At 67.8% G+C, this 16,292-nt stretch carries 17 protein-coding genes; 9 read left to right on the top strand and 8 right to left on the bottom strand.

All coding sequences use genetic code 11. The features are described from left to right. Positions 1 to 137: 137 nt before the first annotated feature. On the top strand, positions 138 to 1,655 hold the full coding sequence (locus GQ674_RS11710) for a fumarate hydratase (protein ID WP_159497218.1): 1,518 nt from the start codon (positions 138 to 140) through the stop codon (positions 1,653 to 1,655). A 112-nt stretch (positions 1,656 to 1,767) separates the two neighbouring features. Here the strand turns inward: GQ674_RS11710 and GQ674_RS11705 are convergent, their stop codons facing one another. Next, positions 1,768 to 2,403: a LysE family translocator gene (locus GQ674_RS11705; protein WP_159497217.1), complete on the bottom strand. Its 636-nt coding sequence runs from the start codon at positions 2,401 to 2,403 to the stop codon at positions 1,768 to 1,770. Between the two features lie 151 nt (positions 2,404 to 2,554). Between GQ674_RS11705 and GQ674_RS11700 the strand changes: the two genes are divergently transcribed. Next, on the top strand, positions 2,555 to 3,190 hold the full coding sequence (locus GQ674_RS11700; RefSeq protein ID WP_159497216.1) for a glutathione S-transferase family protein: 636 nt from the start codon (positions 2,555 to 2,557) through the stop codon (positions 3,188 to 3,190). Positions 3,191 to 3,287: 97 nt separating this feature from the next. Next, a complete protein-coding gene (locus GQ674_RS11695) occupies positions 3,288 to 3,635 on the top strand; it encodes a hypothetical protein (protein WP_159497215.1) in 348 nt (115 codons plus the stop codon). 17 nt (positions 3,636 to 3,652) lie between these two features. On the opposite strand, the gene arsC is transcribed toward GQ674_RS11695, so the two are convergent. The 3 genes from arsC to GQ674_RS11680 all read right to left on the bottom strand — a co-directional run bounded on the left by arsC (position 3,653) and on the right by GQ674_RS11680 (position 5,800). Continuing rightward, positions 3,653 to 4,006 carry an arsenate reductase (glutaredoxin) gene (gene arsC, locus GQ674_RS11690; protein ID WP_159497214.1) on the bottom strand — a complete coding sequence of 118 codons (354 nt, stop codon included), beginning with the start codon at positions 4,004 to 4,006 and terminating at the stop codon, positions 3,653 to 3,655. Next, positions 4,006 to 5,172 (bottom strand): phospholipase A, encoded by a 1,167-nt coding sequence (locus GQ674_RS11685; protein WP_137189883.1) that lies wholly within the window; start codon positions 5,170 to 5,172, stop codon positions 4,006 to 4,008. Before GQ674_RS11685 ends, arsC begins: the two co-directional genes overlap by 1 nt. 142 nt (positions 5,173 to 5,314) lie before the next feature. After that, entirely contained in the window at positions 5,315 to 5,800 is a 486-nt protein-coding gene (locus GQ674_RS11680; protein ID WP_128095391.1) for a DUF456 domain-containing protein, read from the bottom strand. 235 nt (positions 5,801 to 6,035) lie between these two features. Here GQ674_RS11680 and GQ674_RS11675 point away from each other — a divergent pair, with 235 nt between their 5' ends. Then, complete coding sequence (locus tag GQ674_RS11675; protein WP_019185917.1) at positions 6,036 to 6,239, top strand: cold-shock protein; 204 nt, start codon at positions 6,036 to 6,038, stop codon at positions 6,237 to 6,239. Positions 6,240 to 6,324: 85 nt separating this feature from the next. Here GQ674_RS11675 and GQ674_RS11670 read toward each other — a convergent pair whose 3' ends face one another. After that, positions 6,325 to 6,813 carry a glycine zipper 2TM domain-containing protein gene (locus GQ674_RS11670; RefSeq protein WP_128095392.1) on the bottom strand — a complete coding sequence of 163 codons (489 nt, stop codon included), beginning with the start codon at positions 6,811 to 6,813 and terminating at the stop codon, positions 6,325 to 6,327. 118 nt (positions 6,814 to 6,931) lie between these two features. After that, positions 6,932 to 7,369, bottom strand: coding sequence for a cytochrome c (locus GQ674_RS11665; protein ID WP_159497213.1), 438 nt, complete (start codon positions 7,367 to 7,369; stop codon positions 6,932 to 6,934). Between the two features lie 93 nt (positions 7,370 to 7,462). Here GQ674_RS11665 and GQ674_RS11660 point away from each other — a divergent pair, with 93 nt between their 5' ends. Continuing rightward, entirely contained in the window at positions 7,463 to 8,269 is an 807-nt protein-coding gene (locus GQ674_RS11660; protein ID WP_159497212.1) for a tRNA threonylcarbamoyladenosine dehydratase, read from the top strand. A gap of 964 nt (positions 8,270 to 9,233) precedes the next feature. Here the strand turns inward: GQ674_RS11660 and GQ674_RS11655 are convergent. Further along, entirely contained in the window at positions 9,234 to 9,998 is a 765-nt protein-coding gene (locus GQ674_RS11655; protein ID WP_159497211.1) for a TatD family hydrolase, read from the bottom strand. Beyond that, positions 9,995 to 10,219, bottom strand: coding sequence for a DUF6116 family protein (locus GQ674_RS11650; RefSeq protein ID WP_159497210.1), 225 nt, complete (start codon positions 10,217 to 10,219; stop codon positions 9,995 to 9,997). Before GQ674_RS11650 ends, GQ674_RS11655 begins: the two co-directional genes overlap by 4 nt. Positions 10,220 to 10,380: 161 nt before the next feature. Here GQ674_RS11650 and GQ674_RS11645 point away from each other — a divergent pair, with 161 nt between their 5' ends. From GQ674_RS11645 to asnB, 4 genes are all read left to right on the top strand, one after another. Continuing rightward, positions 10,381 to 11,211, top strand: a complete 831-nt coding sequence (locus GQ674_RS11645; protein WP_159497209.1) for a glycine zipper 2TM domain-containing protein — start codon at positions 10,381 to 10,383, stop codon at positions 11,209 to 11,211. Between the two features lie 128 nt (positions 11,212 to 11,339). Then, on the top strand, positions 11,340 to 11,885 hold the full coding sequence (locus GQ674_RS11640; RefSeq protein WP_159497208.1) for a GNAT family N-acetyltransferase: 546 nt from the start codon (positions 11,340 to 11,342) through the stop codon (positions 11,883 to 11,885). 93 nt (positions 11,886 to 11,978) lie between these two features. Beyond that, the gene (locus GQ674_RS11635) at positions 11,979 to 14,258 is read left to right on the top strand and encodes a thiamine pyrophosphate-dependent enzyme (protein WP_159497207.1); all 2,280 of its coding nucleotides are present in this window, start codon (positions 11,979 to 11,981) and stop codon (positions 14,256 to 14,258) included. 3 nt (positions 14,259 to 14,261) lie between these two features. Then, entirely contained in the window at positions 14,262 to 16,205 is a 1,944-nt protein-coding gene (asnB, locus tag GQ674_RS11630) for an asparagine synthase (glutamine-hydrolyzing) (protein ID WP_159497206.1), read from the top strand. The last annotated feature ends 87 nt before the right edge of the window (positions 16,206 to 16,292 follow it).

Genomic DNA, 16,292 nt, shown 5'->3' with positions numbered 1-16,292 from the left:
ACAGGTACCGCCACTGTGCCGCAGACGCCGTGCGGGCGCGATGCCGGGTCTCGGACCACGACCGATGCCCCTTGGCGGCGCGAGGGGGGTAAAATGATGGGCTGAACCCCCGCCAGCCTCCAGCAAGCGAGCAAGTCGTGACATCGATCAAGCAGGAAGACCTCATCCAGTCCATCGCCGACGCGCTGCAGTACATTTCGTACTACCACCCGGTCGATTACATCAAGAGCCTCGCCGCCGCCTACGAGCGCGAGGAATCGCCGGCCGCGAAGGAAGCGATGGCCCAGATCCTGATCAATTCACGGATGTGCGCCGAAGGCCACCGCCCGATCTGCCAGGACACCGGCATCGTCACCGTGTTCCTGGAAATCGGCATGAACGTCCGCTGGGACGATGCCACCATGGGCGTCGAAGACATGGCCAACGAAGGCGTGCGCCGCGCCTACAACCACCCGGACAACAAGCTGCGCGCCTCGGTGCTGGCCGACCCGGCCGGCAAGCGCACCAACACCAAGGACAACACCCCGGGCGTGGTCAACGTCAAGGTGGTGCCGGGTGACCATGTCGAGGTGATCGTCGCCGCCAAGGGCGGCGGTTCGGAAGCCAAGAGCAAGTTCGCCATGCTCAACCCGTCCGACTCGATCGTGGACTGGGTGCTCAAGACCGTGCCGACCATGGGCGCCGGCTGGTGCCCGCCGGGCATGCTCGGCATCGGCATCGGCGGCACCGCCGAAAAGGCGATGCTGCTGGCCAAGGAATCGCTGATGGAGCCGATCGACATCAACGAGCTCAAGGCCCGTGGCGCCTCCAACCGCGCCGAAGAACTGCGTCTGGAGCTGTTCGACAAGGTCAACGCGCTGGGCATCGGTGCGCAGGGCCTGGGCGGCCTGACCACGGTGCTGGACATCAAGGTCAAGGACTTCCCGACCCACGCGGCCAACCTGCCGGTGGCGATGATCCCCAACTGCGCGGCCACCCGCCATGCGCACTTCACCCTGGACGGCAGCGGACCGGTGATGCTGGATCCGCCGTCGCTGGAAGACTGGCCGCAGATCACCTACGACGCCTCCAAGGGCACCCGTGTGGACCTCGACACGATCACCCCCGAAGACGTGGCCAGCTGGAAACCGGGCCAGACCCTGCTGCTCAACGGCAAGCTGCTCACCGGCCGCGATGCCGCGCACAAGCGCATGGTGGAAATGCTGGACAAGGGTGAGCCGCTGCCGGTCGACCTCAAGGGCCGCTTCATCTACTACGTGGGCCCGGTCGATCCGGTGCGCGACGAAGTGGTGGGCCCGGCCGGTCCGACCACTGCCACGCGCATGGACAAGTTCACCCGCCAGGTGCTGGAACAGACCGGCCTGCTGGGCATGGTCGGCAAGGCCGAGCGCGGCCCGGCGGCGATCGAGGCGATCCGTGACAACAAGTCGGCCTACCTGATGGCGGTCGGCGGTTCGGCCTACCTGGTGTCCAAGGCGATCAAGGCGGCCAAGGTGGTCGGTTACGCCGACCTGGGCATGGAAGCGATCTACGAGTTCACCGTGCAGGACATGCCGGTGACCGTGGCGGTGGATTCCACCGGCGAATCGGTGCACGTCACCGGCCCGCGCGAATGGCAGGCCCGCATCGGCAAGATTCCGGTGGTGGTGGCCTGATCTTCTGGATACCGGCCCTCGGTTGGCACCCAGACACGAAAAACGGCGCCCGAGGGCGCCGTTTTTCGTTGCCGCACATCCCGGTAGCCGCCGACCGTTGGTCGGCGCATCCTCACCGTCGCACGTCCACCAACATCCGCACCGCCAGCGCACCCAGCACCGTGCCCATCAGCGCGCGCTGCACCGCCTGCCAGCGCGGCCGCCTCGCCAGGAAGGCCGCAATGCTGCCGGCGGCCAGCACGATCAACGCATTGACGCCGAGGCTGGTGGCGATCTGCACCAGCCCCAGCACCACCGACTGCGCCATCACGCTGCCATGTCTGCTGGGCTGGATGAACTGCGGCAGCAGCGATAGGTACATCACCGCGATCTTCGGGTTGAGCAGGGCGGTGAACAGGCCCATCGCAAACAACCGGCGCGGGCTGTCGCGCGGCAGGTCGCGCAGCTGGAACGGCGACGGCCCGCCCGGACGCAGCGCCTGCCAGGCCAGGTAGAGCAGGTACAGCGCACCGGCGATGCGCAGGGCGTCGTACGCGTGCGGCACGGCCATCAACAATGCGGTAATGCCCAGCGCCGCGCACAGCAGGTAGACCAGGAACCCGAGCGCGATGCCGCCCAGCGACACCAGACCGGCGGCGCGCCCCTGGCAGATCGAGCGCGACACCAGGTAGATCATGTTCGGCCCGGGGGTGAGCACCATGCCCAGCGAGATCAGGCCGAATGCCAGCAGGTGGGACAGCTCGGGCATCGCCGCACTCCGGGGGATAGGTGCGGCGCATGCTAGGCCTGCGTGGCGCGACGCAACAGCCACAGCGCCGCCCTGCGCAGGCGTGCATCTGTATCCATTGCAGACCGCCGGACGGCGCATAATCGAAGGCTTCCCCTGACAGGCGCCGCGCATGCTCACCACCTTGTATGGTTCCCCCAGTACCGCCTCGCTGGTGGTGCATTGGCTGCTGATCGAACTGGGCGTCGAGCACGACCTGGTGCTGCTCGATTTCGAAACCCGGCAGCACAAGTCGGACGACTACCTGGCGCTCAACCCCGCCGGTGTGGTGCCCACGCTGGTCATGGACGGGCAGGTGCTGACCGAAGCGGCGGCGATTGCGCTGCACCTGGCCGACCTGCATCCGCAGGCGGGTTTCCTGCCGGCGGTGGGCAGCCCGGAACGCGGCGAGGCCTATCGCTGGATGTTCTGGTGTGCCAATACCGTGCAGCCGGCGTACCGCGCGTGGTTCTACGCCCATGAAATGGCCGGACCGGACAATGCCGGCGACACCCGGGAGCATGCGCGGCAACGCCTGGAAGCGGCGTGGCAGCGGCTGTCCGACCACCTGCAGGCGGGCGGCCCATACATGCTGGGCGCGCAGCTGAGCGTGGTCGACCTGATGCTGGTGATGCTGCTGCGCTGGTCGCGCAACATGCCCGTGCCGAGCGACACCTGGCCGGTGCTCAAGGCCTACGCCGACCGGCTCAAGGCGCGCCCGGCCTTCATCGAAGTGTACCGGCGCGAAGGCATCACCGACTGGCGGTGATGCGCGGTCTGGCGGTGCAGCGACCGCGACGCCAGCGGTGTTACCTTTACCTGGGATGCGCAGGGTGCATCCGCACCGACCAACAAGGAGCACGACCATGCCACGGATGCTGTCTGTGATGCTGCTGACCCTGCTGCTTGCTGCCTGCAGCAGCGACGGCGATACCTACTCGGCCCCCAGCCTGCGCGAGGTGACCGCCGCCAACCAGTGCATGGCGCTCTGCCAGAGTCGCTACGACAGCTGCTCGGCCAGCCCACTGGGCGGTGCCAGCAGCGATACCTGCGGCACCGGGGTGGCCACCCAGCGCGACGGTCGCTGCGACAAGATCGACAACCCGGAGTTGCGCCGTTCGTGCCAGGCCAGTGCCGACTTCTGCCGCAACCGTTCGCCGGCGCTGCGCTGCGGTGAAGAACGCGACCGCTGCGTGAGCCGCTGCGGCGGTTGACCCGCCGCACGCCGGCGTCAGGCCGGCAGGATCTCCAGCACGGTTTCCGGCGGCCGGCACAGCCGCACGCCGCGCGGGGTGCGCACGATCGGGCGGTTGATCAGCGCCGGGTGCGTGTGCATCGCCGCCATCAGGGCGGCGTCGTCCAGGGTCGGATCGTCCAGGCCGAGGTCGGCGTAGGCGGCTTCTTTGGTGCGCAGCAGCGCACGTGCGCCGGTGCCCATCGCCGCCACCAGCGCCGTCAGCGTGGCCACGTCCGGCGGGGTGTCCAGGTAGGCGATGACGGTGGGTTGGATCCCGTGCTCACGCAGGATCTGCAACGCCCCGCGCGAATTGCTGCAGCGCGGGTTGTGCCAGATCGTTACCGCCATCAGTACCACTCCAGCAGCGACACGCCCAGGCCGATGTAGGTGGCCTTGTGGTTGTAGTCGATCATGCTCTCGCCATAGCCATCGAACACCTGCACGTGGCCACGCAGCAGGTTGCTGATCGGGAAGCCGTAGTCCAGCTGCACCGCCCCGTGCGAACGGTCGCCGCCGCGCAGCGAATGGCGCGCCATCAGCGAGACTTCGTGGCCATTCCGGTTCCAGGTCAGGGTGGCGTCGCCGCGGCCCATGTAATCCTCGATATCCGGGTTGTTGTCGTCCTTGCGATCTTCGGGCAGGCGATACCACGGGCGCAGCACCAGTGCCCAGTTTTCGCGGTCAAGGCCGATGGTGGCGATCACCCGGTTCCAGCTGCGCGACAAGGGGTCGGGGCGGCCGTTGGACATGTGGTTGACGCTGATCCCGCTCATGCGCCCGCGCCAGCCGCCGATCGAATAGCCGTTGCGGAACAGCAGCATCATTTCGGGTTCGTAGTTGGTTTCGCGGAACGGGCGCGAGTTTTCGGCGTTGTAGGCCTGCCAGCGCGAGCTCTGGGTATAGCCGGCCCAGATGTCGCCGTTGTCGCCGAACAGGTTCTCCACCACCTTGGTCTTGAAGCTCAGCTGGAACTTCAGCTCGTTGCTGTCCAGCAGCTGCGGGGTGGTGACCGTGTTGGCCGGGTTGGGTGACTGCGGGGTCTGGTTCTTGTCGCTGGTCCAGAACGCCGGCAGCAGGTACACCGGCTTGTAGGCACGCAGCTGGAACGCGCCCAGCTTGGAGTCCTGCGCCAGTTCCCAACGGCTGTCCAGCAGCGAGCCCTTGCCCGCGTTGGCCAGTGCATCTTCGTGGCCGTCGCTTTTGAACAGCTCGCCGATACGCTGTTTGGCGCGCTGCGTTGCCGGTGCATCGGCCTCGGCCGTGCGCGCGGCCTGGCGTTCGTCGCGACGGGCCTGCTGCGCGGCAACCGCGGCGGCATCGGCGGCCTCGGTCACCCCGCGGGTGTGGCCGAACAGTTTGTCGTAGCAGGTCAGCCGCGCGGCGTCGGTATCGACCAGCGCACACGCCTCCGGCGAGGCCGGGGTGGGGGCCGCTTCCTGGGCGGCCACAGGCAGGCTGGCAGAGGCCAAAGCCAAGGCGGTGAACAGGGCGGAGCGTGGGCGCGAAGAGGTCATGAAAGCAGGCCAGGTGGCAAAGATGAATGGGGTTTTCGGAACAGTGTGGCCGTTGCCCGCCGATCCTGCCAGCGCCCGCCATGGTCCCGCAGCGGGATTTATGCCGGTCAGGCCCGTGCGCGGGGTGTGAAAAGCGCGGGCCTCAGAAGAACCACGCAAAGGCGAACAGGCCAAGCATCGCCACCACCAGCGCCATTTTCAGGGCCACCCCGAGCAGGATCCCGAGCCAGGTCGCCAGGCCCACCTTGGTGGAGCGGCCCAGTTCGCGCGTGTGCCAGTACTCGCCGGCCAACGCACCCAGCAGCGGGCCCGCCAGCAGCCCGATCGGCATGAAGAACAGCCCGGCGATGCTGCCCAGGACCGTGCCCCACAGTGCCTTGCGGCTGGCCCCGACCCGCTGCGCGCCCACCACCGTGGCCAGGATGTCCACGGCGAAGGAGAGCAGGGTCAGGATCCCGAGCAGGGTCAGGGGCACCCAGCCCACGTGGGCGAAGCCGTCGGTCCAGGCGGCCACCAGCAGACCGGCGAAGACCAGGGGAATGCCGGGCAGGGCCGGCAGCACGATGCCTGCGATGCCCGTCAGCACCAGAAGGGCGGCTAGCAGGTAGAAGATGAATGAATAGTCCATGCTGTCCGGTATGGTGTGGGAAATAGGGTTGACATGTGAAAGCTTTTCACAGTTGATTTTTCGTTTTGCTCGGGTTAAGTTGACCTCGCTGAGCTTGGCAAGGTCACCGTGGATCGTGGCCTGATGATGGTAGATCTTCTGATCCGCTGCATCGTTGCACCTCGCTTCCCCCTTGCTGTCAGCCGCCTGTCAGGGCGTATCCAACAACAAGACAGACAGTTAGGGAGTAGCTGAGATGGCTGAGAAGGGCACCGTCAAGTGGTTCAACGACGCTAAGGGTTTTGGTTTCATCAGCCGTGAAAGCGGCGAGGACGTGTTCGTGCATTTCCGCGCGATCGAGTCCCAGGGCTTCAAGAGCCTGAAGGAAGGCCAGGCGGTCGAGTTCGAAGTCGTGACCGGCCAGAAGGGCTTGCAGGCAGACAAGGTGAAGCCGCTCTAAGCGCACACCGACGTCAGCGGATGAAACACGAAAAGGGCCCGCTTGCGCGGGCCCTTTTTTTACGTCGCGTTGGGGCGCGTCGTAATCAGCGCAGGATCACCTTGCCGTTCACTACGCGGACGTAGGTGTTTTCGCGGATACCGCCCAGATCACGCTGGTTGACCACCACGGTGCGGCCATCGTCCATGCGCACGGTGATGTCGAAGGTGTCGCTGGTGACGTTCTTCTGGATCTGGTTGCCGGCCAGTGCGCCACCCACGGCGCCCGCGGCGGCGGCGATGTTCTGGTTGCCCTTGCTGCCGCCGGTGTGGTCGGAGATTTCATGGCCGGCGACCGCACCGACCAGGCCGCCCAGGATCGCGCCGGTGGCCGAGGGCGCGGTACGGCCAGAGGCAACCTGGTTGATGCGGGTGACGATGCCGCAATCGGCGCAGCGGTTGTTGGTGTTGTTGTAGCCGCCGTTGTTGCCATAACCGTTGTTGTAACCGCCGCTGCCATAGCCGGGCGAGGTGGTCGCGCAGCCGGCCAGTGCGACGGTGGCGACGGCGGCTGCAGCAATGAGTTGGATCTTCATGGTGGTTCTCCTGGCCAGAGGGGTGGTCGAATGCGTCTGGGGCGCATGCCGCAGATCGTGTCCTGTAGTCCGTGAACAGCGCGCCAATCCCGGGGCCCGAGCGTGGCTGCCAGATGAATCAGCGGAAATCCTGGTGGCAGGCCTTGCAGTCGTTCTGGATCTTCTCCACCAGCTGGCCCATGCCGACGCAGTCGGTGGGCGGGGCGGCCAGGGCCTGGTTGAGGGTGGCGCGCAGTGCGCTGGCATGCTGCTGGAAGCCCTGGCTGTCCTTGAGGCCGGGGAAGGCCAGGTCCACGTCGTTGGACAACGAGCGCAGGGTCTGCAGGCGCGGCACGCTGTCGGCCAGGGTGCAGCGGTTCTGTGCCTGGGCGTCCTGCAGCAGCTGCACCTGGCGGTTCATGACGTGCATGAGGGCATCGGGAAACGGATCCTGGCGGGCCTGGATGGCACGCGACACCATGACCGTGGCGATGAGACCGACCACCACGCCGAGCACGCCGACCAACAGATAGCGGTAGGCGGCGGAGGGGCGGTGGGGCGTGGCGGGCTGGCTCATGCAGTGGCGTCCTGTTGGGGGCTGCGGTCGATCTTACGGTGCGTCCTGTCCATGCGGCGTTCGCGACGGCCTGCGCCCCGGTAAAATGCGCCGATGAACGACGTACTGCGCGAACGATTTGCCGGCATTGACCGGTTGTATGGGGTGGGCACCGTGGACTTGCTGTCGACCCGCCGGGTGGCGGTGGTCGGCATGGGCGGGGTGGGCTCGTGGGTGGTGGAGGCGCTGGCACGCACGGCGGTGGGCCACCTGACCCTGATTGATGCCGACGACATCTGCGTGTCCAACACCAACCGGCAACTGCCGGCCCTGGCCGGGCAGTACGGCCGCAACAAGGCAGAGGCGATGGCCGAGCGCTGCCGGGCGATCAATCCGGACATCCAGGTAGAGCCGATCGCCGCGTTCCTGACCGTGTCGAACATGGTGGAGCTGCTGGACCGCGATTTCGATCTGGTGATCGATGCCTGTGACAGTTTCCGGGTCAAGGTGGAAACCATCGCCTGGTGCCGTCGCCGCAAGCTGCCGATCCTGACCGTGGGCGCGGCGGGCGGGCGCACCGATCCCACCCTGGTGCGGATCCGCGACGTATCGCGCACCGAACACGACGCGATGATGGCGTTGATCCGCAAGAAGCTGCGCAGCGATTTCAACTTCCCGAAGAACGCCTCGCGCTACTTCGGCGTGCCGGCGGTGTATTCGCTGGAGAACGTGAAGTACCCGCAGGCCGACGGTAGCGTCTGTGGCATCCGCCCGAACCTCGGTGCGGACGCGGCATTGAAGCTGGACTGCGGCGCCGGCCTCGGCGCGGCCACCCACATCACCGGCGCCTTCGCCTTCGCCGCCGTAGGCAAGGCGCTGGAAATGCTCATGAAGCCCAAAAAGAGCGCCACCCCCGCGTAGCGCCGACCGTTGGTCGGTTGCCCGGAAATCCGGCACCGCCAGGCCATCCGTCCCGGCGCATTGCGGCCCAGCGTTGGGTTGATCGGTTGGTACGGCCAAGAGCAGCCGACCAACGGTCGGCTCTACCGTCGGCAGAGCTGACCGTTTGGTCAGCTGCCCGGAAACCCGGCACCGCCAACCGATCCGTCCCGGCGCATTGCGGCCCAGCGTTGGGTCGACCGGTCGTCACGGCCAAGAGCAGCCGACCAACGGTCGGCTCTACCGCCGGTAGAGCTGACCGTTTGGTCAGCTGCCCGGAAACCCGGCACCGCCAACCGATCCGTCCCGGTGCATTGCGGCCCAGCGTTGGGTCGATCGGTTGGTACGGCCAAGAGCAGCCGACCAACGGTCGGCTCTACCGCCTGCAGAGCTGCCGTTGGTCAGCTGCCCGGAAACCCGGCACCGCCAACCCATCCGTCCCGGCGCATTGCGGCCCAGCGTTGGGTTGATCGGTTGGTACGGTCAAGAGCAGCCGACCAACGGTCGGCTCTACCGCCGGCAGAGCTGACCGTTGGTCAGCTGCCCGGAAACCCGGCACCGCCAGCCCATCCGTCCCGGTGCATTGCGGCCCAGCGTTGGGTCGACCGGTCGTTACGGCCAAGAGCAGCCGACCAACGGTCGGCTCTACGGCCGGTAGAGCTGACCGTTGGTCAGCTGCCCGGAAACCCGGCACCACCAGCCCATCCGTCCCGGCGCATTGCGGCCCAGCGTTGGGTTGATCGGTTGGTACGGTCAAGAGCAGCCGACCAACGGTCGGCTCTAGCGCCGGCAGAGCTGACCGTTGGTCAGCTGCCTGGAAACCCGGCACCGCCAACCCATCCCTCCTTTGGAAGCCGACCAACGGCGGGCACCACCAACAGCAGCCGACCAACGGTCGGCTCTACCGGGGGGAGGGTTGGTGTGCGTGTGTCGTTGTGCGGCGCCGTCAGGGCAGGCCGAACAGCCGCTTCGCATTCGCGGTGGTCTGCGCGGCGATGTCCTCTGCCGGCTGCCCGCGCAGCCGCGCCACCGTCTCCAAGACCACCGGCAGGCGTGCCGGTTCATTGCGCTCGCCGCGGATGCCCGCGTCCGGCTGGTCGGGCGCGTCGGTCTCCAGCAGCAACTGCTCCAGCGGCATCGTTGCCACCAGCCGCTGCAGGCGCTGGGCGCGGTCGTAGGTCAGCGGGCCGCCCAGGCCCAGCAGGAATCCGAGCTTGTGCAGCTGCGCAGCCTGTTCGGGGCTGCCCGGGAAGCTGTGCACCACGCCGCGCAGGCCGCCCACCTGCCTGATCGCGGCAATCACCGCATCCACCGCACGACGGGCATGCACGATCACCGGCAGGTCGAACTCACGCGCGATCCGCAGCTGTCCCATGAAGTACTGCTGCTGCAGCTCCGCGTCCAGCCCCGCCACGAAGAAATCCAGACCGCATTCGCCCACCGCGCACGGGCGTTCGCGCTCGATCCAGCCGCCCAGGTGGTCCAGATGCTCAGGCCGGTGCGCATCCAGGAACATCGGATGCAGCCCGTAGGCGGGGTACAGGCCGTCGGCCATCCGGCAGGTCTCGCGCAGCTTGGGCCAGCTGGCCGCAGTGACCGCGGGCACCACCTGCACCTGCACGCCCGCGGCGCGGGCGCGCGCGATCACATCGGAACGATCGGCATCAAACTCGCTCGCATCCAGGTGGCAGTGGCTGTCGACCAGGGTCACGCGCGGCGTTTGCCCGGCAGCACCGGCGGCAGTGCGGCGCTTCGGTTCTTCCAGTTGGCCAGCAGCAGGGTGCCCAGGCCCAGCAGGATCTCGTCCACGAACGGCACCGGGTCGGGAATGAACAGCGTCAGCGTGAACAGGCCGGCGGTAAGCTTGAACAGGGTGGGGTAGCGCAGCCGGCGTGCCCATTCCAGCACCGGCAACAACAGGGGATTGGCCATGACGCGCTCCTCGACAGAAGCTGTAAACGCTATCACGGCCTGCAATGACACAGAACCTGAATGGGTAAGGAGGGCGTGCACGCCGTGTGGAGATTCCGTTCAGGCACCGCATGCTGGAATCCCGCTCAAGAACGTTGCGGATCGTCCGCAGGGAGCCGGTTATGAAAAGTACTACTACCACTGCTTTGGTCGCCGCTGGCGCGCTGCTCGTCGGCGGCATCGCCACGGCTGCTTTCATGAAGAGTGGCTCGTCCGCCGCCGATCCGGTAGCCGCGACGCAGACCCGGCCGACCCTGGACACCACCCCGCTGGCCGACGATGGTGCGCGCACCGATGCCGTTGCCATCGAAGACAAGGCCGGCAAGCTGGAGTATGCCGACATCGTCAAGGTGGATCCGCTGACGAAGAAAGAGAAGGCCTACGCCACGGTGATCGGCACCGAACCGGTACGCCAGACCTCCACCACCCAGACCCCGCATGAAGTCTGCCAGGACGTCGTGGTGCAGGAGCGCCTGCCCGAGCGTGACGGCAACGTCGGTGGCACCGTCGCCGGTGCGGTCATCGGCGGCCTGCTGGGCAACCAGGTGGGCGGCGGCAACGGCAAGAAGGCAGCAACCGCGGCCGGTGCCGTGGCGGGCGGCCTGATCGGCAACCAGGTGGACAAGCGCCACGTGGGTGGCCGCGTGGTCAACCGGACCGAGCGCCAATGCCACACCGAAACGGCGACCTCCGAGTCGACCAAGGTCACCGGCTACAACGTCACCTACCGCAATGAAGATGGCACCACCGGCACCATGCGCATGGCCAGCAAGCCGGGCAACCGCATCCCGATGGGCACCAGCAATGCGGTCACCGGGTACAACGTGACCTACCGCTACGATGGCGTGGAAAAGACCGTGAAGATGGACAACAAGCCGAGCAGCGACCGACTGCCGGTCATCGACGGCCAACTGGTGACCCAGACCGCCGCGCTGGATTCGAACAAGCAGTAACTCCGCGCGGATGGATCGTGCGAGCAACAGGCCGGCGTCGTCCGGCCTGTTGCGTTTTGCGGGGCCCGCCACAGCGCGCAGCCCGGCCTTCTGCGATGATTTCTGCCTGTTTTCCGACGGCCATCGCCATGAGCATCTTCGACCTGCAGCTGGAAACCGACCGCCTGATCCTGCGCCCGCCCCGCGTGGAGGACTTCGACGCGTTCCTGCGGTTCTGTTCCGACCCGGAGGTCATGCAGCACCTGGGCGGCGTGCAGGCGCCGTCGCAGGCGTGGCGCAGTTTCAGCTGCCTGGCCGGTAGCTGGCACCTGTACGGTTTTTCGATGTTCTCGGTGATCGAAAAAAGCAGTGGCGACTGGGTCGGGCGGATGGGCCCGTGGCAGCCGCTGGACTGGCCCGGCACCGAAGTGGGCTGGAGCATCCGCCGCGAAAGCTGGGGCAAGGGTTATGCCCCGGAAGCGGCGGTGGCCAGCATCGACTGGGCGTTCAATGCGTTGGGCTGGGAAGAGGTGATCCACACCATCGACGCGGCCAACGAGAACTCCAAGATCGTGGCGCGCAAGCTCGGCAGCACGCTGCTGCGCATGGGCGAGTTGCCGCCGCCGCATGACGGCAAGCCGATCGAGATCTGGGGCCAGTCGCGCGACCAATGGCAGCACCGCCGCCGCACGTGATCGCCCATGCTGCACCCGCGCTTGGCAACCTGCGCAGGTTGCGGCCATGCTCCCGGCGTGGCCGCCTGGGCCGCGCGTCACGGAGGCTGATGGATGTTTGCCGTTGTTCCCGATCCGATTCCCGCACGCATGAAGGCCCTCAACCGGGCTGAGGTCTGCGATACCAACTTCACTGAATTCGTGCAGCAGTGGCGGGGCGATCCCGCGCCGCGTCCGGCCGCTGACGCGCCGATTCTGCCTGGCAGCACGCTCGACGCCGCCGGGTTCGATGCGCTGCTGGAGTCGCAGCTGATCAGCCGCCACCTGGACCTGATGGCGCGCGTGCTGCGCGTCCAGAACAAGGTCTTCTACACCATCGGCTCGTCCGGCCACGAGGGCAACGCGCTGGTGGCGCGGCTGGCCCGGCACACCGATCCGGCGTTCCTGCATTACCGCTCCGGGGCGTTCATGGCCGAACGCTTCCGCCAGTTGCCGGGCATGGACCCGGTGCTCGACGCGGCGCTGTCGTTCGCCGCCAGCTGTGACGACCCGGCCAGCGGCGGCCGGCACAAGGTGTGGGGCAGCAAACCGCTGTGGGTGCTGCCGCAGACCTCCACCATCGCTTCGCACCTGCCCAAGGCACTGGGCACGGCGATGGCCATCGAAAGCGCACGCCGCATCAACCACGCACTGCCGATTCCCGACGACAGCGTGGTGATCTGCTCCTTCGGCGACGCCTCGTCCAACCACGCTACCGCGCAGACCGCGTTCAACACGGCGGCCTGGGCGGCCTACCAGCGGCTGCCGGCGCCGGTGCTGTTCGTGTGCGAAGACAACGGCATCGGCATTTCGGTGAAGACGCCTGACGGCTGGATCGCGCAGGCCTTCCGCCAGCGCCCCGGGCTGGACTATTTCTTCGCCGACGGCCTGGACCTGGCCACCGGCCACGGTGAGGTACAACGCGCGCTCGAGCACTGCCGGCGCAGCCGACGGCCCACCTTCCTGCACCTGCGCACTACGCGGCTGATGGGCCACGCCGGCACCGATTTCGAGATCGAGTGGCGGCCCTTGCCGGAACTGTGCGCGGCCGAGGCAGCCGATCCATTGTTGCGCTCGGCGCAGATTGCGCTGGATTCGGGCTGGATGACGCCCGAACAGCTGCTGCAGCGCTACGAAGCGATGCGCGCACGCTGTTTCGCCGCGGCCGAAGAAGCCGACCGTCGGCCCAAGCTCGACGGGCTGGCGCAGATCATGGCGCCGCTGGCCCCCTACTCGCCGGCGGCGGTGCAGGCCGAAGCCGCACGCGTGGCCGATCCGCAGGCGCGCGTGGCCGCCTTCGGCAGCGAGGCGCAGCTGCCCGAGCAGCTGCCGCCGCGGCACCTGGCCATCCAGATCAACCAGGGCCTGCACGAATTGATGGCCAAATACCCGTCCACGCTGCTGTTCGGCGAAGACGTGGCGCAGAAGGGCGGCGTGTACACGGTCAGCAAGGGCCTGCTCAAGGCCTTCGGGCCGCGCCGGGTGTTCAACACGCTGCTGGATGAAACCATGATCCTGGGCATGGCCCAGGGCCTGGCCAACCTGGGCATGCTGCCGATCCCGGAGATCCAGTACCTAGCCTACCTGCACAACGCCGCCGACCAGCTGCGCGGCGAGGCCTGTTCGCTGCAGTTCTTCTCCAACGACCAGTACCGCAACCCGATGCTGGTGCGCATCGCCGGGCTGGGTTACCAGAAGGGCTTCGGCGGGCACTTCCACAACGACAACTCGATCACCGCGCTGCGCGACATCCCCGGCCTGGTGGTGGGGTGCCCGTCGCGCGGCGACGATGCGGCGATGATGCTGCGCACGTTGGCGGCACTGGCCCAGGTGGACGGGCGCGTGTCGGTGTTCCTGGAGCCGATCGCGCTGTACATGACCAAGGACCTGTACGAGCCCGGCGATGGCCAGTGGCTGTTCCCGTACCCGCCGCCCGCACAGACCATGCGGCCGGGCGAGGGCCGGGTGTACGCGCCGGAGGCCAACGACCTGGTGATCTTCAGCTACGGCAACGGCGTGCCGATGAGCCTGCGCGCGGCGCGCGCCATCCAGGCCGAGCTGGGCTGGCAGGTGCGGGTGGTAGACCTGCGCTGGCTGGTGCCGCTCAATGCCAGCTTCATCGCCGAACAGGCGGCCGACGCCCAGCGCGTGCTGGTGGTGGACGAAGGCCGGCACAGCGCCGGGGTGGGCGAGGGCGTCATTACCGCGCTGGTCGAGGCCGGGCTGGGCCACCTGCCGTTGCAGCGGGTGTGCGGCGCCGACACCTACACCCCGCTGGCGGGGGCAGCAATGTGCGTGCTTCCAAGCGACAATGCGTTGGTAAGCGCCGCCCGGGTACTGGCGCAGGATCTCTGACGCATGTGTGGATTGGCAGGAATGCTGTTGCCGGCTCCGGTAACGGAACAGGCAGCACTGGAAGGCTTGGCGCGGCGCATGGGCGACGCGCTGGTCCATCGTGGCCCGGATGACAGCGGGGTGTGGGCCGATGCCGGCCGCGGCATCGCCCTGGCGCACCGGCGGCTGAGCATCCTGGACCTGTCGCCGCTGGGGCACCAGCCGATGGCGTCCAATGACGGCCGGTACGTGCTGGCCTACAACGGCGAGGTGTACAACTTCGCCGCCCTGCGTGCCGAGCTGGAAGTGCTGGGGCACAGCTTCCGCGGCCATTCGGATACCGAAGTGCTGCTGGCCGCGTTCGTGGCCTGGGGGCTGGACGAGACCCTGCAGCGCGCCAACGGCATGTTCGCCATCGCGCTGTGGGACCACGCCGAGCAGTGCCTGTGGCTGGCCCGCGACCGGGTGGGCAAGAAGCCGCTGTACTACGGCTGGGCCGGCGATGCGCTGGTGTTCGGTTCGGAGCTGAAAGCGCTGTGGCAGCACCCGGACTTCGACAACGACATCGACCGCGACGCGCTGACCCTGCTGCTGCGGCTGGACTACATTCCTGCCCCGCACTGCATCCACGAGCGCTGCTTCAAGCTGATGCCCGGCCGCGCGCTGCGGCTGGACGCGGCGGCGGTCGCGGCCGGTGCGGCGGCGCACCGGCCGGACCAGCAGCAGGTGCCGTTCTGGAATGCGCGCGAGCGCATGCAGCAGGCACTCGCGCAGCCGTTCCGCGGCAGCGACGACGAGGCGGAGGCGCAGCTGGACGCGGTGCTGCGCGATGCGGTGGCGCTGCGCATGGTGGCCGACGTGCCGGTCGGCGTGTTCCTGTCCGGTGGCACCGATTCGTCGGTCGTGGCCGCATTGATGCAGGCGCAGTCGGCGTCGCCCATCCACAGTTTCAGCATCGGCTTCCAGGGCTCGGATCACGACGAAGCCCCGTTGGCCAAGGCGCTGGCGCAGCACCTGGGCACCGATCACACCGAGCTGTACGTCAGTGGCGCCGATGCCCTGGCGGTGGTGCCGCAGTTGCCGGCCATGTTCGACGAGCCTTTCGCCGATGCCTCGCAGGTGCCCACCGCGCTGGTGGCGAAGCTGGCGCGCGGGTCGGTCACGGTGGCGTTGTCGGGCGACGGCGGCGACGAGCTGTTCTTCGGCTACAGCCGGTACCAGCGCGCGCTGCGCAACTGGGCGATGCTGGGCAAGGTGCCGGCGCCGCTGCGGCGTTGGATGGCAGCGCATTCGCAGACCCAGGGCGAGGCTTCGCGCACCGGTGGCCTGGCCGCGCTGCTGGCCGAGACCGGCGCACGCGGCATCGGCGATGTGTACCGCAACCGCATCTCGCGCTGGCGCGACCCGGTGGCGGCGGTGAAGGGGGCCACCGGGGCAGGCAGCTTCTATGACCTGGCCGACCCGCTGCACGGCGCCGGCTCGCCGGCCGACGCGATGATGCTGGCCGACTTCAACACTTACCTGCCCGACGACCTGCTGTGCAAGGTGGACCGTACCAGCATGGCGGTGAGCCTGGAGGCGCGCGCCCCGCTGCTGGACTGGCGCGTGGCCGAGTTCGCCTGGTCGCTGCCGCTGGGCATGAAGCAGCGCGACGGGGTGAGCAAGTACCTGCTGAAACAGGTGCTGGGCCGTTACGTGCCGCAGGACATGGTCCACCGGCCCAAGCGCGGCTTCGGCGCACCGGTCAGCGCCTGGCTGAAGGGCGACCTGCGCGGCTGGGCCGATGCACTGCTGGACCCGTCCCGGCTGGCCGCCGAGGGCGTGTTCAACGTCGAGGCGGTGGTGCCGCTGTGGCAGCAGTTCCAGCAGGGCGAGCGCAAGTGGCACACGCACCTGTGGAACGTGTTGATGTTCCAGGCCTGGCAGGCGCATTGGCGCGACGTGCGCGCCACCGTCAAGGGCGGCTAGGTGCCGACTGCTGGTCGGCATGCAGGCGCCATCAACCTGCGCCGCCCGACGAACCAACGACCCGGCGCACCGGTAGAGCCACCCCAT

The sequence above is a fragment of the Stenotrophomonas sp. 364 genome (assembly GCF_009832905.1).
Classification (GTDB): domain Bacteria; phylum Pseudomonadota; class Gammaproteobacteria; order Xanthomonadales; family Xanthomonadaceae; genus Stenotrophomonas; species Stenotrophomonas maltophilia_AP.
This window is presented reverse-complemented; position numbering and strand designations above follow the sequence as displayed.